Raw genomic sequence first — 21,310 nt, 5'->3', positions numbered from 1 at the left:
TCATTTCAAATCCGTTGCAACAGCCGGTATGTCAGCCGTCGGTTTCGTCGCTGCCACGCACGCCCAGCAACTGATCCATCGCCACCGAGGGCTGATCGCAGCCCGCCTCGCCCACGATCCGGGCCGGCACGCCGGCCACGGTCTTGCACGGCGGCACCTCCTGCAACACCACCGATCCGGCGGCGATGCGCGAGCAGTGGCCGACGCGGATATTGCCCAGCACCTTGGCGCCGGCGCCGATCAGCACGCCGTCGCCGATCTTGGGGTGGCGGTCCTCTTCTTCCTTGCCGGTGCCGCCCAGCGTCACCGAATGCAGCATCGACACGTTGTCGCCCACCACCGCGGTTTCACCAATGACGATGGAATGGGCATGGTCGATCATGATCCCCTTGCCGATCCGCGCAGCGGGGTGGATATCAACGCCGAACGCCTCTGACCCGCGCATCTGAAGAAAGCGTGCCATGTCGCGGCGGCCCTGTTGCCACAGCCAATGCGCCACGCGGTGCGCCTGCACGGCCTGGAAACCCTTGAAGAACAGCAACGGCTGGATGAAGCGGTCGCAGGCCGGGTCGCGATCCTCGACCGCGACGATGTCGGCGCGCGCCGCTGCCCCGATGGCGGCATCGTCGGCATGCGCGGCATCGCAAATCTCGCGCAGGATCTGTTCCGACATCTCGTTCGAGGTCAGCTTCATCGACACCCGATAGGCCAGCGCCGATTCCAGCGTCCTGTGGTGCAGGATCGAGGAATGCACCACCCCGCCCAGCAGTGGTTCCTGCTCGACGGCCTCTTGGGCCTCGATGCGGATTCGGGCCCAAACCGGGTCCAGCTCGGCCAGTTGCGCGCGGGTTTCGGCCATGTCGTTGCTCCTTTGCAGTGGCATGCACTATACCAGAGGGAAAGCGCGGGTAAAACGCAAAGCCGCCAAGGGGCAATGGGCCGCATGGATCACAAGACCGAGAGCGAATGGCGCGCAACAATCCTGGCACGGCTCAAGGCCCTCGATTCAGAGGACGAACTGGGCCGCGCCGGGCAAGCCACGGTAGAGCTGGACCAGCAGGCGGTGGGCCGCCTCAGCCGCATGGACGCGCTGCAAAACCAGGCGATGGCACGCGCCACCGGCGCCCGTCGCCAGACTGAACGCGCCCGGCTGCAGGCCGCGCTGGCGCGGCTTGACGAGGGCGAGTTCGGCTATTGCGAGGATTGCGGCGAGGAAATCGCACCGGGGCGGCTGCGGCTCGACCCGGCGGCGACGCGCTGTGTCAGTTGCGCCTCTGGCTGAGCCGGATCACAGGACCACCGCCAGTCGCGCGAACCGCCCCGCCCCGTAATGGGCCGAAACCTGCGCCACCTGGAACTCGACCGCGCCACCCGGCCCGTCACCCGACTGCGCGGCGGCGGTATAGGTCCATTCCGGCACTGACGTGGTTTCCTCGCGCAGCGTGGTTTCGCCCTGCACCACGCGCACGAGATAGCGCTCGGCCTCTTCGCCCAGCGGCACCTCTGGCGTGTCCCAACGATCGCCGCCGATGCGCGTACGCCGGACCCAGCCAAGCGTCCGGTCCTGTCCGGGCTGCCCCGAAAGGCGCAGATGCACCGGGCTGAGCGGCCGCAGCCCGGCACCGGAAAACGCCTGCACGGTCTGGACATAGGATGCATCACTGACCGGCCTTGACGCCGGGCCGACGCGATAGTGCCGTTCCAGACCTGCCTGGCCGGGGTTCAGCCCGATCTGCCGGGCGGAACCGTCAAGGCGCACCAGGTACGACCCCGCCGGCCAGATCGCCGTGGTCTGCGTGCCCAACTGCCCGCGCAGCCGGTGGCTCAGCAGGTAGGTATCAGGCGCCACCAGTTCGGCCTCGCGGAACTGCAACAGCTCCCACCCGTCGGGGGTGCCGTCGCCGATGGCGCACAGGTTGGCCCCGCGCAGGAACCGCGCCTCGTCGACGCTTTCCAGAGCACCATGCAGCATCTCGACCCTGAGCGGCGCACCGCGATCATATACCCCCGCCGGCGCCGGCAGCAGCGGCGATTGCGTCACCCCGATGGGGGTGCGTGCCTCGATGATCTGGTCGAGCCGGAAATCGGCACCGGTGTCAGAGGCATAGATCGCCGCCGCCCCCGGCCAGGGACGGACTGTCACCGCCACATGGGGCGCATAGGGCACCTCGTCGCCGGTCATCAGCGGCAGGTCGAGGAAAAAGGGCGTCACCGGCGCCGGCGCATCGAAGCCCCGACTCGGCCCCAGCACGGCATCCACCGGCGCGGGGCGATAGCTTTCGGGTTCTATCCTCACCGCCTCCAGCTTCTGGGCGTGGGCCAGATGTTCGACCCGGTCGATGCGGTAATAGCCAAAGCCGCCCTCCTCCGGCAGCGAGATCACGTCGCCGGCGCCCACCAACAGTTGCGAACGCGGCAGCGCCAGGCGCAGCGTGTCGGCGGCGACGCGCGCCTCGGACAGCCAGCGCGCAACGGTCTGGCGCCCCTCTGCACGGGTCATCGCCAGCGGGATTTCCGAGGTCGACACCGTCGGCGTGGTGCTGTCTTCTTGCGCCGCCTCTTCGGAAATCACATCGTAATCCGCACCCGCCTCGACAAAGCGCAGGCGCACGCGGCCGGCCAGTTCCACCTCGCCGCCACGGGTGCGCTCGATCACGCCGTCCATTTCCGCATCGCGCACCGTGCTGTCGGGATCGACTTCGAAATCAGCACGCCCGCTGCGGCCGCGAAAGACCAGCTTGCCATCGCGTTCCACCGCGTCGAACCCATAGGCCAGTGCCAGCGGCTGGATCACCGCGCGCGGCTCGGCCACCTGCTCGACAAGATAGCCGCGCACCAGCCCGTGCAGGGCAGAGGTGTCGCAGTCGTTGACCCCGGCGCGGGCGCAGGCCTCTTCGATCACAGAGGCCAGCCGCCAGGCCGAAACCCGCCCGGTGATCCAGTGCCCCCGCAGCCAATTCTCGCCATCCCGCCAGAGTTCGGTGTTGTTGGGAAAGAACGGATAGGGGCGCGCATCCCAGGCCCAGACATAGGCATGGTCCATGTCCACCATCGGCCCGCCATATACCTCGGACACCGGGTTGTTGGCCTCGTCCCCCCAATAGGCAGCCATCGCGCGCAGGTACTGGCGCTGGATCAGCTCATCCTGCCGCCCGTCGGAATGATGCGGCAGCGCCGATTCCGAGGACTTGGGGTCGAAAAACACGTTGGGCTGGTTGGTGCCCTTGTCCACCGCAGGACAGCCATATTCGGTAAAGCGGATCGGTTTTGACTGCGGCACCCAGGCCGTGGGCGTCTCGGACCGCTGCCCGCCCACACGTTCATGATGCGACCGGCTCCACCAGTTCAGGATATCCTTGTAGCGCCAGATCCAGGGTTCGCCATAGGCGCCGTCGGTGATCGGCTCGCGCCGCTGCGCTGCGCGGGCCTCGTTGCTGGGATAGTACCAGTCATAGCCTTCACCGGCGTCGATGTTGGCCTTCAGATATTCCAGGTCGTGGATCGCGCCCCAACCGGCATCGGCGTGATCGTCGCCGTCGCGCCAGTCCGAGAGCGGCATGTAATTGTCGATGCCCACAAAGTCGATGTTGGCGTCGGCCCAGAGCGGATCGAGGTGAAAATACCGATCACCGCTGCCGTCCTGCGGGGCGTATCTGAAATACTCCGACCAGTCGGCCGCATAGCCTATCTTGACCTCCGGCCCCAGAATGGCACGCACCTCTGCCGCCAGCGCGATCAGATGCGCCACCGCCGGAAAGCTGCCGTTCTCGCCGCGCAGTGTTGTCAGCCCGCACAGCTCGGAGCCGATGCAAAAGCTCTCGACCCCACCGGCGGCCTTGCACAGCATCGCCTGGTGCAGGACGAAGCGGCGATAGCCCCACTCATTGGGCCCGGAATAGATGACCGGGCTTTGGCGCACCGGCCCAGTATAGCGCAGCGGCCCGTATTCCAGGCTTTCGCCGCCCTGGTAATAGGGGTCCGGTTCGGGCGGCGGCGCGTCCTGCGCCAGCGCGAAATCGGTGGCTGTGGCGGTGCCGAAAAAGGCCGCCACCTCGGCCTCGGCCGCGGCGGTGCCGTCGGGGCTGTTCGCGCGGCCGGGCGCGACAGAGCCGGTGATCCGCCCCCGCCAGGGCAATGCAGGCTGATCAGGGGCGTCACTATAGGGGTCGGGGCGGCCGTTCCCGGCCACCTGGTCCATCAGGACAAAGGGGTAATACATCACCTCCAGCCCCTCGCCGGTCGTCGCCTTGATCGCGTCGATCACCGACTGGTCGGTGGGGGTGCCGCCATAAACCGGGTTGCCGTCACCGTCACGCGGCACCGCGCTTGCGCTGGCCCGCGTCAGCCCCGCCACCTGCCACGGCGTGTTCAGCCCGTCGCCGAACCCGCCCTCCGTCTTTGGACGGATGGTGCACTCGCCGCAGCGCAGATCATCGCCGAACCAGCTGACCACCAGCGACACCGCCTTGCAGCCGGGCATCTCGGCGCGCAGGTCATCCAGCGCGACCTCGAAATCGGTTCGCCCCGAGGGGGTGTTCATGTTGGCCAGTAATGCGTCGAGGATCGACGCACCCGCCGTCACCCCGCTGGTGGCCAGCACATATTCGCCGCTGCCGGGCAACAGCGCCACGCCACGCACCGCATGGGCGGGGTCCAGTTCTGCCCCCTCCAGCCCACGCGCCACCGGGCGCATCACCTCGAAGGTGAACTGCGGCACCCTGTTGCCGAACTCGGCCAGTTGCAGATCCTCGATCACCACATAGGCGGTGCCGCGATAGGCCGGCACCGTTCCCGCGCCCTCGACCGCCTCGATCCCGGCATCGGGCAACTGGTCGTCAGAGCCGGGATAGACCCGCATGTTCAGACTGTCGCGCTCCAGCTCGACCCCGTCGGCCCAGATGCGCCCGACGCCGGCGATTTCGCCTTCGCAAAGTGCAATCGCAAGGCTCACCGAATAGCTGTAGCTCACCTGCGTCGGCTGCGCCGGCGCGCCCTTGCCGCCACCGCCGGTCACGGTCGCCCTTTCCTTGAACTCGGTCGCCCAGATGACGTTGCCGGCCACCCGCATGCGGCCGTAAACCCGCGCGATGGCGTCACCCTCGCCGGTGCCGGTCAGGCGCAGGCGACTGACGCGGCCGGTTTCGACCACGTCAGAGCCCTGCCCCATCAGCCGCTGGTCGATCGACCGCCCGATGGCGGCACCGGCAAACCGGCCCACCGCCGCCATCGACAGCCCCAGCACCGTGCCGCCAATTGACCCGCCGATGGCGGCACCGGCGGCGGAAAGCAATATCGTCGCCATTCCCTAACCCTCCTGCGGAAAAGCAAAGCGCGCCACGATCCGGCGCCGCCAGGGGGCGCTGAGCGGGCTTTCTACAACCCCATGCCCGCTATAGGCATGGATGAAACTGGCCTGCGCACCGGTTTCGGCCTGCAACCCCAGGTGCTTGGCCACCGCGCCCGACCGCATCCGGAAAAGCAGCAGATCGCCCGGTGCCTCGCGCCCCGGCGGACGCGGCACGAAATGCCGCCGCGCCGCGTGCCAGAGCGATTCCTCGCCCGTCACCTCGGACCAGTCGAAGCTGTAGGCGGGCACGCCCTCGGGCTCGGCCCCCACCAGTTCGCGCCAGACCCCGCGCACCAGCCCCAGGCAATCCGCCCCCGCCCCCCGGCACGATGCCTGGTGGCGGTAGGGCGTACCGATCCAGCCGCGTGCCAGCCGCACCGCCGCAAGACCCTGCTCGCTCATGACCGGCGGCTCCCGCCGTCCAGACGGCGTTCGCGGCTGGGGTCCGTCAGAGACCAGTCATCGCCGGGAATGTCGGGAAACCCCTGGAAGTTCAGAAAGTTGTTGAATTTGAAACGGCATGTCTCCGCCCGCTTATCGCAGCCCGCCACCAGGCGCACCCGGTCCCCCGGCGCGACGGCGGCGCGCAGCGGATGCCACAGCCCGACCGTCCGCGCGCCCCCCTCCAGCCGATCATGCTTGATGCTGCCCGACAGCCCCTCAGCCGCGCCATCCAGCACCACCAACCGCCCGAACCGGAACCAGCCCGACGCCCAGCCATCCAGGTCGCCCAGGCCAAAGACCCGGCGTTCGTCGACCCATACCACGGCCACCTCGACGCTGTGATCGGGGGTCGACAGATCGACCCTGCACGCGCTGTCCCCCAGCACTGCGCCGCAGGGCTTTTGATAGACCCGCCCCTCTGGCTGGTTCAGCGCATCTGTCAGCCCGCGCAATTCGGCCTCGAACGCCCCGCCGGCGCGGCGCATCTCGCCGATGCGGGCGCGAAACATCAGCACCCGCTGCGAGACGTCCTGCCAGTTCACCAGCCAGGCGCGCACCTCGGCCCTGTCATAGCGGCCAGCTTCGATATCGGCCTCGCGGATGGCGGCGTCGCTCAGCGCGCCCAGCGCCTCGGTATTATCGACCGACAGGCCGGTGCCCTGTTGCAGGGCCAGCGCGCTCAGCCCGGTATCGGCACGAAAAGCGATCCCGTCGAATTCGAGAGGCCCGTCATGGTCGGTAAACCCCATCTCGACCCCGTCGCGCCGCCGCACCGTCCAGCAATGGCACAGCGTCGTGTGCCCGCTTTCCAGATGCGCACGCAGCGCCGTATCCAGCCCGCTCATACCCGCACCTCGACCACCGGCACGCTAGGCGCGTCACCGGCCTGAAAACTGGCAATACTGGTCTCGATCCGGTCGGTGCCAAAGCGCACCGGAACGTCGAATTCGAACCCGGCGCTGACCTGCGCGGTCTTGCCCGGCGGGCTGGCAAAGATGATCATGCCGGTGGTGGTGTCGAGCGTGTAATGCACGCCCTCGCGCTGGGGCACATCACCCAGCGCCACCCGCACCGTGCCCACGACCGGCTTGGCAATGGGGCGGTCATAGACATGCGGTCCGGAACGATAACGCTTGATCAACTGAAACGCCGTGGTGGCCCCGTCACCGACCCCGATCAGCTGGTCATCCGCCGCCGGTTCCTCGCGCGCAGGGCAGGATTTGTAATCGGTCCAGTCTTTCCAGCGGAATGCGCAGACCTGCCCCTGACGAGCCTCGAAGAAAGCGATCAGCGTTTCGATATCGTCCAGGCTGCGCAGCGCCACCCCGGCGTCATAGCGCCGGCGCGAATGCCGCCAAGGGGTGTTGCGTTCTTCAAACCCGTTGGCCAGCGTGACCACGTCGGTATGGCGTTCCGGCCCGCCGATCGAACCAAAGCTCAGCGATGTCGGGAAACGCACCTCGTGAAAACCCATCTCTGCCCCCTCCCTGTCAGCGGTTGCGATTGCCACGGGCGATGGCGCGGCTCAGTTCCGCCGCGACCTGCCCGCGGCTGCGGCGAAAGCCCTCGGCGTCAGGCGTGTGCACGTTCATCACCACGCTGACGGGCCGGCCGCCGCCCTCGGCCCGCACCCCCAGCTTGCCATCGCTGCCGCGGGTCAGCGGCATAATCGCCTCTGGCCCGGCCTCGCCCATCAGGCCCAGACCGCGCCGCATGGGAAAGGTCGTCGGCCCGCTGATCACCGCGCCGCGCGCAAACGGCATCACCCGCCCCAGGGCAAAGCCCGCACCCTTTTCAAAAGGCAGGATTCCGTCAACCAGCGCCCCCACGCCCTGCGCAACCAGCCCGCCGACATGATCCGTCACCGGCCGCATCGCGACGTTGAAGGAGGCGTTGATCATCGACTGCGCCAAGGTGCGCAGCGCCTCTGACAGGCTGTCGCCCTCGACCACCGCGCCGCGTATGGCCGAATTCAGCCCCCGGCTGATCCCGCGCTCCAGCGTCGCCACGTCCTGCCCGGTGCCGGCAAAGGTTTCGCGCATGCGCGCCATCTCGGCATTAAAAGCCGCCGCCATGCCGGCGGCGTGGCCGAGATTGTCCTCCATCGCCTCGATCTGCAGATCGAAATCGTCGCCCTGCCCGAAACTATCCATTTCCCATACCCCCTGAACCGTCGGGAAAATCCCGCATCAGCTCGTCCAGCCGGTCGCGCATCAGCGGCGCGGTGCCGCCGGGCCCGCCCAGCATCAGTTCCAACTCTGACGGTGTCAGCGCCCAGAACTCTGCCGGGCTGAGCCCCAGACCGCGCATTCCCGCCCGCATCAGGGCCGACCAGTCGAACGCGCTCATGCCCCCGCCCCCGGCGCCATGAAGGCCCGCGCCAGCAGCTCTGCCGCCGCCCGCGCGGCCCCCAGCGCCCCGCCCTCGATCCGCGCCGAAACCAGGTCGGTGGCCTGCCCGCGCCACCCCCCGCCGCGCAGCCCCGCCACGATCAGCGCCAGCACGTCACGGCTGGAAAAGGCGCTGCTTTCGAACCGTTCAACCAGTTCGACCAGCGTGCCGGTTTCCAGCGCGGCCTCCAGCTCTGCCAACGCGCCAAGCGTCAGCTTCAGCACATGGCGTTCGCCGTCGATGACCAGCGCCACCTCGCCCGCGTATGGATTGGCCACCGCGCCCGCCACGGTCACAGCGCGGTAAAGGTCAGCCGCCCCGCCGAGGCGAGCGACAGCTCATAGCTGGCCTCGCCGTCATGGGCGCCGGAGTATTCGATACCGCCAACCTGGAATGGCCCCTCGATGGTGCCGAAATCGGGGATCACCACCTGGAAATCAGGCATTTCGCCGTCAAAGAAGATCTGGCGCACGCGTTCGTCGCTGGCCTCGTCGCGAAAGATGCCCGAGCCGCTGACCGAGGCCGATTTCACCCCCGCCCCGGCCAGCAATTCGCGCCAGCCGCCGGCGGAATCAAGGCTGGTAACATCCACCGCCTCTGCGTTGAAGCTGATGCGCGTCGCACGCAGCCCCGCCACCGTCTGGAAATTGCCCGACCCGGTCAGGTCGATCTTGACCAGCAGGTCCTTGCCGTTCTGTACTGCCATGTCCTTGTCTCCGAAATCAGTGTGTCAGGTTGTCTCTTCCACCCGCGCGCGAAAGCGCAGGTCGATCCGGCGCAGGTCATCGCCACCCTCGCGTCGGGCGCGCGCCCGGTCGAAATGCAGCGCCACCAGCCGCCCGCGCGCCAGGTTCAGCGGCGCATCGGCCAGCCCGTCGCTGATCGCACCCGCGGCCTCCTTGGCGGCCAGGAAACCGGCCGCGCCGCTCACCACCGAAACGGTAAAACTGTGCCAGGCCCCCTGCCCCGATCCGTCGCCGCGCGCACGTGCCTCTTCGGGTCCCAGCGTCACATAGATGGGCGGCAACGGGCCCGGCGGCGGCGCGTCGAAAATCGCCGTGCCCACCAGTGCCGCCAACGCCTGGTCGTTGCTCAGCCGCTCATAGACGGCCCGTTGCAGCCCCGCCGCGATGCCATAACTCATGGCGCCACCTCCTCGGTTGCGAAACAGGTCAGGTAACGGCCCTGCGGATCGGCCTCTGCCACCGCCTCGATGGCAAAGACCCGCGTGCCGGCGCGCAAACGTTGCCCGGGAACGGGGCGCGACAACGCGCCATGCGGCGCCGCGCGCACCACGATGCGATAGCCCGTCTCGGACACACCCACCGTTCCGCCCGCGCGCTCGCGGCCCGTGCGGGCACGGATATCGGCCCAAAGCGTGCCGACCTCGACCCAGCTTTCAGCAAAGCCCCCGGCGCCGTCGGGCACCCGCTCGGCCCGCTCCAGCACCAGCCGGCGGTTCAGACGTACCGGCGCGCTCATGACGCCGACCCCATATAGACCCGCACCCCGCGATAGCGTTCGATCAGGCTGGTCACGCCGAAGGGCATGCAGCCCTGGCCCAGCGCCGTCTCATGGCGGTATTCGTGGTAATGCGCCGCCAGCATCAGCACCGCCTGCCCCAGATCGGCGGGCAGATCGCCCCAGGCGCCTCCCATCCCGGCGGTGAACGAGATCACCACCGCCCCGCCCGTGGGTATCTCTGGCAGCAGCGCGCCGGCAGGGCGCAGCACCGGATGGTGGGTGTTTTCCTCCAAACGGTAACGCGCCGTGTCGACCACCGCCTCGCCGCCGGCACTGTCGCGCAGCACCATGCCTGTCACCGCCGTCACTGGAGCCACCGGCAGCACCTGCCCCTCGCGGCTGCGCCAGCGCCAAAGCGTCCAGGTAAAATCCCTCGCGATCAGCGCCTTGCCGGTTCGCGCCTCGATCGCCGAGAGCGCCGCGCGCAAGAACCCTTCCAGTACCGCGTCCTGCACATCGTCATCCGAAAAGCCGGTGCCAAGCCGCAGATGCGCCTTGAACTCATCCAGCGGCAGCGCGGCCTGCGGAATCCCTGTTTTTTCGCTCAAAATCATCGGTTTACTCCAGAAACCTCCGGCCCTCCCGCGCCCCCGGCGCAACCCTGACAGCACGCCCTGGCCACACCCGGCCGGAAGAGAAAGCCGGGCGCCGGTATCCTTGTTCGGACTCGGTGCGCATTCCCGGGCGGGACACGCCCCGCCCGGGCCATGCGGCGACTACGCCGCGGCAAATTTCAGCAGCTTGATCGCGGCGAAATCACTGACATCGCCGCCCACACGCTTGGTGGCATAGAACAGCACGTGCGGTTTGGCGCTGAATGGGTCGCGCAGCACGCGCATGTCGGGCCGCTCGGCAACGGTGTAGCCAGAGGAAAAATCGCCGAACGCGATCGCCATGGCGTCGCTGGCGATATCGGGCATGTCCTCGGCGATCAGCACACGGTACCCCAACAGGCGCGCCGGTTCGCCCGCGGCCAGCCCGTCAGACCACAGGAACCGGCCATCGGCATCCTTGAGCTTGCGCACAACGCCCGCGGTTTTCGAGTTCATCACGAATGCCGCATTGGCGCGGTATTCCGCCCCCAGCGAATACACCAGGTCGACAATGGCATCGGCCCCGTCAAAGGCCCCGTCCGCACCGGTCGGCACATAGCCCAGATTGCCCCAGCTCCAGACGTCGTTGTCCACCCCCGGATGGGTAAGAAACCCGGTTGGCTTGTCGATGCCGTCACCGTTGACAAAGGCGTCGGCCTCGGCCCGGGCAAACTTGTCGGCGATGCGGCCCGCCAGCCAGCCCTCGATGTCAAAGGCACTGTCGTCCAGCAAACGCAGGCTGGCCTTGGGCAACGCGCTCAGCTCGTGCAGCGGGATCGAGATGCGGTCGATGCTGGGGGTGGTGGTCTCGCTCACGCTGCCGCTCTCCGTGGCCCAGCCGTGGCCCATCTCGCTGTGGTCGATCAACACGTCATAGGACGTCGCCTCGACCCGCACGACATTGGCGATGGCCCGGATCGACGCGGTCGACGACAGCACGCTCTTGATCCGCTGGGCGGTTTCGGGATCGACCAGGTAGCCGCCATCGCCGGCAACGGCGGTGCTCAGGCCCTTGGTCTCCATCTCCAGCCCGCGCAGCGCATCGTCATCGCCCGAGCGCAGATAGGCGTCGAATGCCTTGCGGTGCGGCGCCTCCAGGTCGGCGCCAGCCTCCAGCACAGGGCGCCGCAGGGAAAGGGACTTGCGTTCGATCTTTGTCATCTCGTCTTCCTGTTCTTGAAACCGCTTGTGAATGTCGGCCTGAAAGCCTTTGAGTTCCTTCATAAAACCCGCCACGGCGGATTTGACCTCAGCGACCGGAGACAGATCTTCCCCGGCCCGAGAATTCGTCTCGGTCTTGCTCATCGCTCTTTTCCGTTCTCTTGATAGTTACGGCGCGCCTACAGTCGCACCAACTCCCGGCGCGCGTCCCTAAGGGCCGCAGCCAGCTCGCGCAGGGCATCGTCGGCCAGGGGGTCGCCCTTGGCCCTCACCCGCGCACTGGGAAGCATCGGAAAGGTCACCAGCGACACCTCCCACAGCTCCAGTTCCCGCAAAAGCCGCCGGCCCTCGCCGTTTTTCACCGCCCGGATGGTGCGATAGCCGATGCTCAGCCCGTCAATGGCCCCCGCCGCGATCAGTGCTGCCGCCTCGCGCGCCCGCGCCACCGATTCCAGCAGCTGCCCCCTGACGAACAGGCCCTTGTCATCCTCTCGCACCTCGTTCCACACGCCGATGGGCTGGGCCGGGTCATGCTGCCATAGCATCTTGACCTGCCGCCCCTCGGCCGCGAGCCGCGCCAGCGACCGGGCATAGGCGCCCTTTTCGACGATGTCGCCGCCGCGATCGCGGCTGCCGAACAAGCTGGCATAACCCTCGATCACGCTGTCGTCGGTCACCGCCAGCTCTCCTTCAAAGCGGCAGAATTTCCGCTCCAGCTGCCAATCCGTGTTCATCCCGTCTTTCCTTTCTCTCGGCCCGTCTCAGGGGTTCGCCGTCAAGAGCGGCAGAACCGCCTGCGCCAGCAGCGCCGCCGCCGCCCCGAAAACCGCCAGCCATAACCGGCGTTCCAGCCGCTCCAGCGAGATCTCTATCTTGTCCAGACGCTGCACCAGCGCATCGTGCTGCAGGGCAAAGAACCGCTCCTGCGCCTCCAACCGCAGCGCCGGGGCGCATTCGAACGACTCGAAACCATAGCGTTCGCGCCGCCTGTCATCGGGCATCTGCGGCCTCGTCGCCCTCTGCCAGGGCCGGCAGACCCAGCAATGCGCGCTTTTCCGCCCCGGTCAGGAAATCAGCAGCGGCCACGCGGCGCCACTGCGCATCGCGCTCGGTCGCCAGCGCCGGCACCCGGTCCAGGTCGGGGCCCAGTTCCAGCGCCTCGCCGGTAAACCGGACCAGCCACTCCGCCATCCGTGCCGTAACCCGCGCCGCCAGCGGCAACACCGTCAGCCGGTAAAAGGCGCGGTTGGCCTCCTGATAGTTGGCATAGGTGGCGTCGCCCGGAATCCCCAACAGCATCGGCGGCACCCCAAAGGCCAGCGCGATCTCGCGCGCGGCGCTTTCCTTGGTTTTCTGGAACTCCATGTCCGAGGGCGAAAACCCCATCGGCTTCCAGTCCAGCCCCCCTTCCAGCAGCATCGGCCGCCCGGCATTGCGCGCGCCCTGATGGTGGCTTTCCATCTCGCTCACCAGCCGGTCGTACTGGTCGGGGCTCAGGCTGCCCTGCCCCTCGGCCCCGCGATAGACGATCGCGCCCGAGGGTCGCGCGGCATTGTCCAACAGCGCCTTGGACCAGCGCGCCGCCGAGTTGTGCACATCGATCGCCTGCGCCGCCGGCTGCATGGACGACAGCCCGTAATGATCGTCCTGGGGGTGAAAGCTCTTCAGGTGACAGACCGGCGCCGGCCCCTCGCCGATGTCGAAACGGTGCTTGCGCCCGCCAACGGCGTATTCATACCCTACCGGCCAGCCATCGCGCCCTGGCACCACGCTCATCCGGTCCGAGCGCAACACATGCAGCTCCAGCGGCAATTGCCCCTCGGCACCGCCGACCGCCTCCAGGTAGGCATTGCCGGTCAAGAGCAGTTGCGCATAAAGCGCTTCGAACAGCTCGGCCCGGCCCTGCGCCGGGTTCGGCCGCGCGATCAGGCTCAGCAGCGGATGCTCGGCATAGCGCTCAGTACTGTCCTGCAGCACCAGCGGCAGCGCCGCGGCGGCCTCTGCCACCATCTTGACGCAGCGAAATCCGACCGGGTTGCCGGAAAACCCCGTCTTCGTCAGCGTCACCGTGTCCCGCGGGCTCCAGACCACGCGGCCGGCGCCGTGCCAGGCTACGACCGGCCCGGTGGCGCTGGCCTTCTGCTCGGGCGGCTCCGGCGCCACCCTGCCCTGACGGAAGAAATCCAAGATCATCTCCGGGGGTCTCCTCGTTTCCATGCCTCATGCGGCGCTGCACTCTGACCGCGCTTGATGGGCATCAGACGTTGAAAGGTTTACGAAAACTTTATCAGACCGCGCGCACCCGCGGCCGGCGCCACTTGGCCGCCGGTTCGATCATCAGATCGTTCAGCGCCCAGACCAGCGCATCCAGCCGGTCAGGGCTGCCACGCCCGGCAAAGCCCTGCGCGGTCATCGCACAAAGCTGCTCCTCCAGCGCGCCCAGATCGCCGCAGTGATGCACCCGCCCCTGTTCATATAGCGCCGCCACAGGCTCGGCCCGCGCCGCCTTGCCCCGGCTGGCGCGCACCTTGCGCACCGGCACCAGCGGGTCGACCTGGCGGATCACCTCTTCGACCAGGTCGCCGCCCTGGTTGACCTCGGCCACCAGCCGGTCGGCGCCGAACCGCTCCATCGCCCGGATCGCGGCTCTGGCCCAGCCGGCGGGGCTGGCGGCGGCAACGCTGCAATCGGCCAGCACCCAGGCTCGCCACGACTGCACCGGCCCGCACGTCACCGCCCCGGCGACCACGATGCCGCATTCGTCCGACTTTGGGCCACCCGTCACCGGTGGGTCGATCGCCACCACCACGCGGTCCAGCTCCGGCGGCGCCGCAACCCGGCAGGCATCCAGCACCGCCCCGGTCCACAGCGCGCCCTCGGTATCCTCGACCAACACGCCATCCAGCTCCTGCCGCCCCAGGCGGGTACCGGCATAGCGCGCGCGCACCTCCTCAAGGAAGGACTGCGCCAGATTGGCGGCGTTGGCCTCTGTCGACGCGCTTGTCACCACTGTGCTGTCGCGCGCCAGCAGGTCCTTCAGCGCCTTTACCCCGCGCGGAGTGGTCGTCACGCAGACCTGCGGGTTATCGCCCAGCCGCAGCGCGAATTGCATCATGTCCCAGGCCTCGCCCGCCTTTTTCCACTTGGCCATCTCGTCGGCCCAGGCACAGTCGAATTGCGGGCCGCGCAGGCTCTCTGGATCTTGCGCCGAAAATATCTGCGCGGTGGCGCCATTGGGCCAGACCAGCCGCCGCCGCGTCGCCTGCCATTCGGGCCGCCGGTCGGGTGGCGACGTGGCCAGTATGCCGCTTTCGCCGAACACCATCACATCGCGCGCCTGGTCCAGCGTTTCACCGATCAGCGCCACACGACGGCAGCGCCCGTCATCCAGCGGTCTGGCCCCCTCGACCTGGGCGCGCACCCATTCGGCCCCGGCGCGGGTCTTGCCAGCCCCGCGCCCGCCCATGATCACCCAGGCGCGCCATTCGCCCTCAGGCGGCAACTGGTGCTCCATCGCCCAGAAATCAAAGATATAGGGCAGCGCCAGCAACGCGCCCTCGTCCAGCCCGTTCAGAAACTCATCCTCCGCCGCCCGCCCCTCTGAGACGATCCAGGCGGCCGCGGACCGCAGCCCGCGCGGCGTCAAAGTCGATGGCGAAATCACGGGCAACACCCCCTTCGCGAGATTTGCGTTTTTCAAGCTGCACCTCCGCTTCCAGCGCAATTTTCAGCCATTTCCGTATCTCCTCGATGGCCCTGGTCGCGTCTTTCAACGCCCCCAGGTCGCCCCGCTTGATCCGGTCGTAGATCTCTTCCATCTCGGCGCGCATATCCGCCAGTTGCGTCTCGACAGCGCTGATGGAAGAGGAAAGCCCAGTGGGCCCCTCGTCTGGTGTGATCAGAATCATGCCTTCCCGCTCGTGCCGCGTGCGTTTTTCGATTGCCCGCCGGTGTGCTTTACCTGCCTGATGGCAGCCTCTGCACCGCGCCGGGTCTTTTTATACAAGCACTCAACCTATGCGCGAATACTCCGGAAAAGTCAATGTGTTGCGCTTGAGTTGAACAACCCAAGCGCCCGTTTTGATTGGATTTTCTTAAGGATTGGCGTGGGCATTCCCGCCCCGCGCAGCGCCTTACTGGGCGCTGCGTTCGGCTTCGATCTCGCGCCAGCGAGCGACGTTGCGATTATGCTCGTCCAGCGTTTCGGCAAAGGCGTGTCCGCCGCTGCCATCGGCGACAAAGAACAGGTAATCGGTATCGTCCGGGTTCACCGCCGCCATCAGGCTGGCCTCGCCCGGATTGGCGATCGGCGTCGGCGGCAAGCCCTCGATCACATAGGTATTGTAAGGGGTTGCGCGGCGCAGCTCGCTTTGCCGCAGCCCCCGGCCCAACACCCCCTGACCCTTGGTGATACCATAGATCACCGTCGGATCAGTCTGCAGCCGCATGCCACGCCTCAACCGGTTGATGAACACGCTGGCCACCTGCCTGCGTTCCGACGCCACGCCAGTTTCCTTTTCCACCAGCGATGCAAGGATCAGCACATCGGCCGGGCTTTCCAGCGGCAGGTCGGGATCGCGCGCCTCCCATGCGGCGGCAAGGCGCGTCTTTTGCACCTCGGTCATCCGCTCCAGCAGCGCGGCGCGGTCATCGCCCTTTTCGACCTCATAATCAAAGGGCGCCAGACTGCCTTCGGGCGGGATGCCGTCAACCTCGCCCGACAGCACGCCGACGGCCTGCAACGCCGTCGTCACGCGCCAGCTTGTCACCCCTTCCGCGACGTTGATACGAAATCGCGTGTCGGGCTCGGTGGTCACTTTTTCATAGGCGGACGGCGGCGAAGTCTCTTCGTCCAGCAGGTCGAACGCCGCCACCTCGATATAGGATTCGGTCTCGGGGTCCAGCTCGCGCACATCGACCCGCACCTGATTGATGCCGATGCGATAAACCACCTCGGTCCCGCAGGTGCTCGCCCCGCCGCGGGTGACGATATCGACCACTTCGGCCATGCTGGCACCCTCAGGGATCAGCCAGCTGCCGGCCTTCAGCAGGTCTTCCTTGCCGCTGTATCCGGCACCGACACGAAACAGAACCCCGCTGCCGATGGCACCGCGTTCTTCCAGCTCGCGCGACACCACCCGCATGTTGCTGCCACGATCCACCCGCAGGCAGATCGACGCCTCGAGCGGACCCTCGGATACATACCGGTTCTGTCCCCAGACGATCACCCCACCCAGCAGGAACACCAGAACCACCAGGAACGTCAAAAAGTTCGAGGCGATATTTCGCCACATCAGCGTGGCGCCCCCAGGCAGAGCGAGGCATTGGTGCCCCCAAAGCCAAAGCTGTTGGACATCGCCACCGCGATCTTGCGGTCACGCCGGACGTTGGGCGCCAGGTCGATCGGCGTCTCGACCGCCGGGTTGTCCAAGTTGATCGTCGGCGGCGCCACCTGGTCACGGATCGCCAGGATCGAAAAGATCGCCTCGATCGCGCCGGCCGCACCCAGCAGGTGCCCGGTCGACGACTTGGTCGATGTCATCGTCGCCTTGGCTGCCGCATCTCCCAGCATCTGCTCGACGGCCTTCAGCTCGATCGTGTCGGCCATGGTCGATGTGCCATGCGCGTTGATGTAATCCACCTCGCCCGGTTCCAGCCCGGCATTGCGCAGCGCGGCCTGCATCGCCCGCAGCCCGCCATTGCCGTCCTCGCTGGGCGCGGTGATGTGATAGGCGTCGCCCGACAGCCCGTACCCCAGCACCTCGGCATAGATCTTCGCGCCGCGTGCGCGGGCATGTTCCAGCTCTTCCAGAACCACTACGCCGGCGCCTTCGCCCATGACGAACCCGTCGCGGTCCACGTCATAGGGGCGGCTGGCGGCCTGCGGGTCGTCGACGCGCTTGGTGCTCAGCGCCTTGCAGGCGTTGAACCCGGCGATTCCGATCTCACAGATCGCCGCCTCGGCGCCACCGGCAATCATCACATCGGCATCGCCGTGCTGGATCAGCCGCGAGGCATCGCCGATGGCGTGCGCGCCGGTCGAACAGGCGGTCACAACTGCGTGATTGGGGCCCTTGAAACCATAACGGATGCTGACCTGCCCACTGACCAGGTTGATCAGCGCGCCGGGAATGAAAAAGGGCGACACCCGTCGCGGCCCGCGTTCGTGCATCAGGATTGCGGTTTCCGCGATCGAATCCAGCCCGCCGATGCCCGAACCGATCATCACGCCAGTGCGCAGGCGGCTTTCCTCGTCCTCGGGGGTCCAGCCGGCATCGCGCACGGCCTGGTCGGCGGCCGCGACCCCGTACAGGATGAAATCACCGACCTTGCGGCGCTCCTTGGGCTCCATATACGTGTCGGGATTGAAGGTGCCATCGCTGCCATCGCCAAAGAGCACCTCGCAGGCGTATTTGGTGATGACGCGACTGGCATCGAAACGGGTAATCGGACCCGCACCCGACTGGCCATCAAGCAACCGACGCCAGGTTTCTTCCACCCCGTCGGCGAGCGGCGTCACCAACCCCAGACCCGTGACAACGACACGACGCATACTGCAGCCCTCTTTTGACCATATCGGCTGCTCTTACCGTGCCTTGACCCCGGTGGGCAAGCCCGTGCGCAACCTCACGCTCTGCACAAATGACCGCAATCCGCCGGCCGCGCGGGATCAGAGGAACTCCGCCACCGGTTCCGAATCGCTTGCCGCGACCCCCAGCGCCTGCTTCAGATCGACATCCTTTGACAGCAACGCCCGCCCGACCAGCGTGCCGGCGATGTTCTGGACGTATTTCAGCCGCGCCACGTCATCGACGCTGCGTACCGTACCGCGCGCGATGACCGGGTGGCGGGTGGCGGCGGCCAGACCGCTGATCACCGCCAGGCTGGCATCGGCATCGGCGATGTCCGCGTCGATATCCGTGACGATCACCCCCGCCAGCGGCGCACCGTCGAAGGCGGCGATATAAGATTCGGGGTCGAACGCGCCTTTCGTGCGCCAGCCCTCGGTCATCACTGCCCCCTCGAACACGTCGACCGCCAGCACGATCTGGTCGGGGTGCCGCTTGGCCAGTTCACGCACCAGGTCGGGGTCATGCGTCGCCAGGGTGCCGACAACGATCCGGCCCGCGCCCCTGTTGATCCAGCTCTCGATCATCTCGCGCGAGCGAAAGCCGCCGCCCAGCTGCACCGGGATACCGGCGGCGCGGATGATCTGTTCGATCAACTCTGCGTTGCCGTCCCCACCCGCCAGCGCGTCGATATCGGTGACATGCAGCCACTCGGCCCCCGCGGCGGCATAGCTGCGCGCGGTCTCTACCGGGTCGACATGCCAGATCACCGGCTCTTCCAGCCGCCCGCGCCTGAGCGAGACAACCTTGCCTGAATAAAGCTCCAATGTGGGATAGATGATCATGTCGAATGCCCCCCCTTGATTCGGAAAGACCGCACAGCACGGTTCCGCCCGGAACGATGGCGGTGCGATGCCCGGCAGTATAACACCAAATCGGCATGATCGGGTCCGTTCGCGGCCTCGACGGCGAAAAACGGCAACAAAAAACCCCCGCCATTGCTGGCGGGGGTATTGAAACCGTTCTTCGGGTCGCGTCGCGGTTACGACGCTTCCTTGATGAACTTTACGGCATCGCCAAAGGTCTGGATGGTCTCGGCGGCGTCATCGGGGATCTCGATGCCGAACTCTTCTTCGAAGGCCATGACCAGTTCGACCGTGTCGAGGCTGTCGGCGCCCAGATCGTCGATGAAAGAGGCGTTCTCGGTAACCTTGTCCTCTTCCACACCCAGGTGCTCTACAACGATCTTCTTCACGCGGTCGGCGATATCGCTCATGTTGTCATTCCTCATCTTGTATCGGGCAACATGGCCCGTATTCCGCCCCTGCCCCACTTTCGGGAAGCGGCCTTAGGTTGTGCCCCTCCGGGCGGCTTTTCGGGCCTGGCCCACCGGATGTCGGCCAAACGGAACACCGCCCCGGCCCCGGTTTAAAACTGCGCCGCCTATAGCACATGGCGCAGGATTGGCAAATCATTTCCCTGTCGCAGGGGCGGTATCGGAGAGCGCCCGCCGGCAGGGTTCAGATCATCGCCATGCCACCGTTCACATGCAGCGTTGCGCCGGTCACATATGCCGCCTCGGGGCTGGAAAGATACAGCACCGCCGCGGCGATTTCCTGTGGCGTGCCCATCCGGCCGGCGGGGATCTGGGCGTTGATTGCCTGTTTCTGGTCATCGTTCAGCTTGTCGGTCATCGCCGTGGCGATGAACCCGGGCGCCACCGTGTTGGCGGTGATGCCACGGCTTGCGACCTCTTGCGCAATGGCCTTGGTCATGCCCACCATCCCGGCCTTGGCGGCGGCATAGTTGGCCTGGCCCGCGTTGCCGGTGGTCCCCACGACCGAGCCGATATTGACGATCCGCCCCCAGCGCGCCTTCATCATCGGGCGCATCACCGCGCGGCACAGCCGCATCGCGGCGGTCAGATTGACGTCGATCACCGACTGCCAGTCCTCGTCTGACATGCGCATGAATATCTGGTCGCGGGTGATGCCCGCATTATTGACCAGGATATCCAGTCCGCCCATCGCCTCGGCCGCCTGTTTGGGCAGCGCATCGACCGCCGCGCCATCGCCCAGGTCGCAGGGCAGCACATGCGCGCGCTCTCCCAGTTCGGCAGCCAGCGTCTGCAGCGGCTCCAGCCGCGTGCCGCTCAGCCCCACATCGGCCCCGGCGCCATGAAGCGCCCGCGCCACCGCGCCGCCGATGCCACCCGACGCGCCGGTGATCAGCGCGCGTTTTCCCGTCAGATCGAACATTCCTGTGCTCCCTTGATCAGCCTTGCAGGCTTTCGGCTGCCGCCGTCACGTCCGCCGGTGTGCCCACCGCACGGGTGGCGATGCTCCGGTCGATGCGCCGCACCATGCCGCTCAGCGCCTTGCCAGCGCCGATTTCCCAGATTTCCGTCACCCCGGCGCCGCCCATATATTCAACCGATTCCCGCCACCGGACCGCGCCGGTAACCTGCTCGACCAGCAGCGCGCGAATGGTGTCGGGGTCGCTCACCGCCTCGGCGCGCACATTGGCCACCAGCGGCACACCCGGCGCCACAATCGTCACATCCGCCAGCGCCGCCTCCATCGCCCGCGCGGCGGGCTCCATCAGCGCGCAATGGAACGGTGCGCTGACCGGCAGCAGCATCGCGCGCTTGGCGCCGTGCGCCTTGGCCACTTCCACCGCACGTTCGACAGCCGCGCGCGCACCCGATACCACGACCTGTCCGGGATCGTTGTCATTGGCAGCCTGCAATACGTCGCCCTCGGCGGCCTCTTCGGCCACGGCCTGCGCCGCCGCCAAATCTAGCCCCAGCAGCGCCGCCATCGCGCCCTCGCCCACCGGCACGGCCTCTTGCATGGCGCGCCCGCGAATGCGCAACAGCCGCGCCGTGTCGGCCACGCTCAGCGCGCCGGCGGCGGCCAGCGCGGAATATTCGCCCAGCGAATGCCCCGCCACCATCGCGGCGGCCGCCAGCCCCACGCCTTCGGCCTCCAGCGCCCGCAGCGCCGCAAGCGAGGTCGCCATCAGCGCCGGCTGCGCGTTCTCGGTCAGGGTCAGATCGTCCTGCGCCCCTTCCCAGATCAGCGTGCTGAGCTTTTCGCCCAGCGCCTCGTCCACCTCGTCGAAAACGGCCCGCGCAGCGGGATAGGCTTCGGCCAGATCCCGGCCCATGCCCACCGTCTGCGCCCCCTGGCCCGGAAATACGAATGCTCGGCTCATATCTCTTTGTAATCCCTTCCTTGGCGTTTCCCCCCGATACCGCGCCGGCGCCCACATGGCAACGC

At 67.3% G+C, this 21,310-nt stretch carries 25 protein-coding genes; 1 reads left to right on the top strand and 24 read right to left on the bottom strand.

The window, feature by feature from the left end; translation table 11 throughout:
- Positions 1-31: 31 nt before the first annotated feature.
- Entirely contained in the window at positions 32-859 is an 828-nt protein-coding gene (gene cysE / locus DL899_RS14250; protein WP_111735032.1) for a serine O-acetyltransferase, read from the bottom strand.
- A gap of 84 nt (positions 860-943) precedes the next feature.
- Between cysE and DL899_RS14245 the strand changes: the two genes are divergently transcribed.
- Complete coding sequence (locus DL899_RS14245) at positions 944-1,282, top strand: TraR/DksA family transcriptional regulator (protein WP_111735031.1); 339 nt, start codon at positions 944-946, stop codon at positions 1,280-1,282.
- Between the two features lie 6 nt (positions 1,283-1,288).
- Here the strand turns inward: DL899_RS14245 and DL899_RS14240 are convergent, their stop codons facing one another.
- From DL899_RS14240 to fabD, 23 genes are all read right to left on the bottom strand, one after another.
- Positions 1,289-5,302 carry a baseplate multidomain protein megatron gene (locus tag DL899_RS14240; RefSeq protein WP_111735030.1) on the bottom strand — a complete coding sequence of 1,338 codons (4,014 nt, stop codon included), beginning with the start codon at positions 5,300-5,302 and terminating at the stop codon, positions 1,289-1,291.
- A 3-nt stretch (positions 5,303-5,305) separates the two neighbouring features.
- Positions 5,306-5,749 carry an NlpC/P60 family protein gene (locus DL899_RS14235; RefSeq protein WP_111735029.1) on the bottom strand — a complete coding sequence of 148 codons (444 nt, stop codon included), beginning with the start codon at positions 5,747-5,749 and terminating at the stop codon, positions 5,306-5,308.
- Positions 5,746-6,636 carry a DUF2163 domain-containing protein gene (locus DL899_RS14230; protein ID WP_111735028.1) on the bottom strand — a complete coding sequence of 297 codons (891 nt, stop codon included), beginning with the start codon at positions 6,634-6,636 and terminating at the stop codon, positions 5,746-5,748. The genes DL899_RS14235 and DL899_RS14230 overlap by 4 nt, the downstream gene beginning before the upstream one ends.
- The gene (locus DL899_RS14225) at positions 6,633-7,265 is read right to left on the bottom strand and encodes a DUF2460 domain-containing protein (RefSeq protein ID WP_111735027.1); all 633 of its coding nucleotides are present in this window, start codon (positions 7,263-7,265) and stop codon (positions 6,633-6,635) included. Before DL899_RS14225 ends, DL899_RS14230 begins: the two co-directional genes overlap by 4 nt.
- A 16-nt stretch (positions 7,266-7,281) precedes the next feature.
- The gene (locus DL899_RS14220; RefSeq protein WP_111735026.1) at positions 7,282-7,944 is read right to left on the bottom strand and encodes a phage tail tape measure protein; all 663 of its coding nucleotides are present in this window, start codon (positions 7,942-7,944) and stop codon (positions 7,282-7,284) included.
- Positions 7,937-8,140, bottom strand: a complete 204-nt coding sequence (locus DL899_RS14215) for a rcc01693 family protein (RefSeq protein WP_111735025.1) — start codon at positions 8,138-8,140, stop codon at positions 7,937-7,939. Before DL899_RS14215 ends, DL899_RS14220 begins: the two co-directional genes overlap by 8 nt.
- The gene (locus tag DL899_RS14210) at positions 8,137-8,460 is read right to left on the bottom strand and encodes a gene transfer agent family protein (RefSeq protein WP_111735059.1); all 324 of its coding nucleotides are present in this window, start codon (positions 8,458-8,460) and stop codon (positions 8,137-8,139) included. The genes DL899_RS14215 and DL899_RS14210 overlap by 4 nt, the downstream gene beginning before the upstream one ends.
- A 14-nt stretch (positions 8,461-8,474) precedes the next feature.
- Positions 8,475-8,888 (bottom strand): phage major tail protein, TP901-1 family, encoded by a 414-nt coding sequence (locus DL899_RS14205; protein WP_111735024.1) that lies wholly within the window; start codon positions 8,886-8,888, stop codon positions 8,475-8,477.
- A gap of 24 nt (positions 8,889-8,912) precedes the next feature.
- On the bottom strand, positions 8,913-9,326 hold the full coding sequence (locus DL899_RS14200; protein WP_111735023.1) for a DUF3168 domain-containing protein: 414 nt from the start codon (positions 9,324-9,326) through the stop codon (positions 8,913-8,915).
- A complete protein-coding gene (locus DL899_RS14195) occupies positions 9,323-9,664 on the bottom strand; it encodes a head-tail adaptor protein (protein ID WP_111735022.1) in 342 nt (113 codons plus the stop codon). The genes DL899_RS14200 and DL899_RS14195 overlap by 4 nt, the downstream gene beginning before the upstream one ends.
- Entirely contained in the window at positions 9,661-10,260 is a 600-nt protein-coding gene (locus DL899_RS14190) for a head-tail connector protein (protein ID WP_111735021.1), read from the bottom strand. Before DL899_RS14190 ends, DL899_RS14195 begins: the two co-directional genes overlap by 4 nt.
- Before the next feature lie 162 nt (positions 10,261-10,422).
- Entirely contained in the window at positions 10,423-11,604 is a 1,182-nt protein-coding gene (locus tag DL899_RS14185; protein ID WP_111735020.1) for a phage major capsid protein, read from the bottom strand.
- A gap of 35 nt (positions 11,605-11,639) precedes the next feature.
- The gene (locus DL899_RS14180; protein ID WP_111735019.1) at positions 11,640-12,194 is read right to left on the bottom strand and encodes an HK97 family phage prohead protease; all 555 of its coding nucleotides are present in this window, start codon (positions 12,192-12,194) and stop codon (positions 11,640-11,642) included.
- Between the two features lie 27 nt (positions 12,195-12,221).
- Positions 12,222-12,461: a GTA head formation protein, RCAP_rcc01685 family gene (locus DL899_RS14175; RefSeq protein ID WP_111735018.1), complete on the bottom strand. Its 240-nt coding sequence runs from the start codon at positions 12,459-12,461 to the stop codon at positions 12,222-12,224.
- The gene (locus DL899_RS14170) at positions 12,451-13,653 is read right to left on the bottom strand and encodes a phage portal protein (protein ID WP_111735017.1); all 1,203 of its coding nucleotides are present in this window, start codon (positions 13,651-13,653) and stop codon (positions 12,451-12,453) included. Before DL899_RS14170 ends, DL899_RS14175 begins: the two co-directional genes overlap by 11 nt.
- Positions 13,654-13,747: 94 nt before the next feature.
- Positions 13,748-15,091: a DNA-packaging protein gene (locus tag DL899_RS14165; protein WP_476705488.1), complete on the bottom strand. Its 1,344-nt coding sequence runs from the start codon at positions 15,089-15,091 to the stop codon at positions 13,748-13,750.
- Positions 15,039-15,368: a hypothetical protein gene (locus DL899_RS14160; RefSeq protein ID WP_111735016.1), complete on the bottom strand. Its 330-nt coding sequence runs from the start codon at positions 15,366-15,368 to the stop codon at positions 15,039-15,041. The genes DL899_RS14165 and DL899_RS14160 overlap by 53 nt, the downstream gene beginning before the upstream one ends.
- A 225-nt stretch (positions 15,369-15,593) precedes the next feature.
- Entirely contained in the window at positions 15,594-16,754 is a 1,161-nt protein-coding gene (gene mltG, locus DL899_RS14155) for an endolytic transglycosylase MltG (RefSeq protein WP_111735015.1), read from the bottom strand.
- Entirely contained in the window at positions 16,754-18,013 is a 1,260-nt protein-coding gene (gene fabF, locus DL899_RS14150; RefSeq protein ID WP_111735014.1) for a beta-ketoacyl-ACP synthase II, read from the bottom strand. The genes mltG and fabF overlap by 1 nt, the downstream gene beginning before the upstream one ends.
- Before the next feature lie 117 nt (positions 18,014-18,130).
- On the bottom strand, positions 18,131-18,874 hold the full coding sequence (locus tag DL899_RS14145; RefSeq protein ID WP_111735013.1) for a 1-(5-phosphoribosyl)-5-[(5-phosphoribosylamino)methylideneamino] imidazole-4-carboxamide isomerase: 744 nt from the start codon (positions 18,872-18,874) through the stop codon (positions 18,131-18,133).
- 197 nt (positions 18,875-19,071) lie between these two features.
- Complete coding sequence (locus DL899_RS14140; protein ID WP_111735012.1) at positions 19,072-19,305, bottom strand: acyl carrier protein; 234 nt, start codon at positions 19,303-19,305, stop codon at positions 19,072-19,074.
- Between the two features lie 244 nt (positions 19,306-19,549).
- Positions 19,550-20,287 carry a 3-oxoacyl-[acyl-carrier-protein] reductase gene (fabG, locus tag DL899_RS14135; protein WP_111735011.1) on the bottom strand — a complete coding sequence of 246 codons (738 nt, stop codon included), beginning with the start codon at positions 20,285-20,287 and terminating at the stop codon, positions 19,550-19,552.
- Positions 20,288-20,303: 16 nt separating this feature from the next.
- Positions 20,304-21,245, bottom strand: a complete 942-nt coding sequence (gene fabD, locus DL899_RS14130; protein WP_111735010.1) for an ACP S-malonyltransferase — start codon at positions 21,243-21,245, stop codon at positions 20,304-20,306.
- Positions 21,246-21,310 lie beyond the last annotated feature (65 nt).

This window comes from Roseovarius amoyensis (assembly GCF_003260265.1).
In the GTDB taxonomy this organism is placed as follows: domain Bacteria; phylum Pseudomonadota; class Alphaproteobacteria; order Rhodobacterales; family Rhodobacteraceae; genus Roseovarius; species Roseovarius amoyensis.
This window is presented reverse-complemented; position numbering and strand designations above follow the sequence as displayed.

Bases quoted from the DNA above. Each gene is read 5' to 3' on its own strand.
- DL899_RS14235 (WP_111735029.1), bottom strand. From the start codon at position 5,749: ATGAGCGAGCAGGGTCTTGCGGCGGTGCGGCTGGCACGCGGCTGGATC.
- DL899_RS14180 (WP_111735019.1), bottom strand. From the start codon at position 12,194: ATGAACACGGATTGGCAGCTGGAGCGGAAATTCTGCCGCTTTGAAGGA.
- DL899_RS14170 (WP_111735017.1), bottom strand. From the start codon at position 13,653: ATGATCTTGGATTTCTTCCGTCAGGGCAGGGTGGCGCCGGAGCCGCCC.
- DL899_RS14200 (WP_111735023.1), bottom strand. From the start codon at position 9,326: ATGAGTTATGGCATCGCGGCGGGGCTGCAACGGGCCGTCTATGAGCGG.
- DL899_RS14190 (WP_111735021.1), bottom strand. From the start codon at position 10,260: ATGATTTTGAGCGAAAAAACAGGGATTCCGCAGGCCGCGCTGCCGCTG.
- DL899_RS14160 (WP_111735016.1), bottom strand. From the start codon at position 15,368: ATGATTCTGATCACACCAGACGAGGGGCCCACTGGGCTTTCCTCTTCC.
- DL899_RS14230 (WP_111735028.1), bottom strand. From the start codon at position 6,636: ATGAGCGGGCTGGATACGGCGCTGCGTGCGCATCTGGAAAGCGGGCAC.
- DL899_RS14185 (WP_111735020.1), bottom strand. From the start codon at position 11,604: ATGAGCAAGACCGAGACGAATTCTCGGGCCGGGGAAGATCTGTCTCCG.
- fabF (WP_111735014.1), bottom strand. From the start codon at position 18,013: ATGCGTCGTGTCGTTGTCACGGGTCTGGGGTTGGTGACGCCGCTCGCC.
- DL899_RS14195 (WP_111735022.1), bottom strand. From the start codon at position 9,664: ATGAGCGCGCCGGTACGTCTGAACCGCCGGCTGGTGCTGGAGCGGGCC.
- DL899_RS14140 (WP_111735012.1), bottom strand. From the start codon at position 19,305: ATGAGCGATATCGCCGACCGCGTGAAGAAGATCGTTGTAGAGCACCTG.
- fabG (WP_111735011.1), bottom strand. From the start codon at position 20,287: ATGTTCGATCTGACGGGAAAACGCGCGCTGATCACCGGCGCGTCGGGT.
- DL899_RS14220 (WP_111735026.1), bottom strand. From the start codon at position 7,944: ATGGATAGTTTCGGGCAGGGCGACGATTTCGATCTGCAGATCGAGGCG.
- DL899_RS14240 (WP_111735030.1), bottom strand. From the start codon at position 5,302: ATGGCGACGATATTGCTTTCCGCCGCCGGTGCCGCCATCGGCGGGTCA.
- DL899_RS14205 (WP_111735024.1), bottom strand. From the start codon at position 8,888: ATGGCAGTACAGAACGGCAAGGACCTGCTGGTCAAGATCGACCTGACC.
- DL899_RS14175 (WP_111735018.1), bottom strand. From the start codon at position 12,461: ATGCCCGATGACAGGCGGCGCGAACGCTATGGTTTCGAGTCGTTCGAA.
- DL899_RS14215 (WP_111735025.1), bottom strand. From the start codon at position 8,140: ATGAGCGCGTTCGACTGGTCGGCCCTGATGCGGGCGGGAATGCGCGGT.
- DL899_RS14225 (WP_111735027.1), bottom strand. From the start codon at position 7,265: ATGGGTTTTCACGAGGTGCGTTTCCCGACATCGCTGAGCTTTGGTTCG.
- DL899_RS14245 (WP_111735031.1), top strand. From the start codon at position 944: ATGGATCACAAGACCGAGAGCGAATGGCGCGCAACAATCCTGGCACGG.
- mltG (WP_111735015.1), bottom strand. From the start codon at position 16,754: ATGTGGCGAAATATCGCCTCGAACTTTTTGACGTTCCTGGTGGTTCTG.
- fabD (WP_111735010.1), bottom strand. From the start codon at position 21,245: ATGAGCCGAGCATTCGTATTTCCGGGCCAGGGGGCGCAGACGGTGGGC.
- DL899_RS14145 (WP_111735013.1), bottom strand. From the start codon at position 18,874: ATGATCATCTATCCCACATTGGAGCTTTATTCAGGCAAGGTTGTCTCG.
- cysE (WP_111735032.1), bottom strand. From the start codon at position 859: ATGGCCGAAACCCGCGCGCAACTGGCCGAGCTGGACCCGGTTTGGGCC.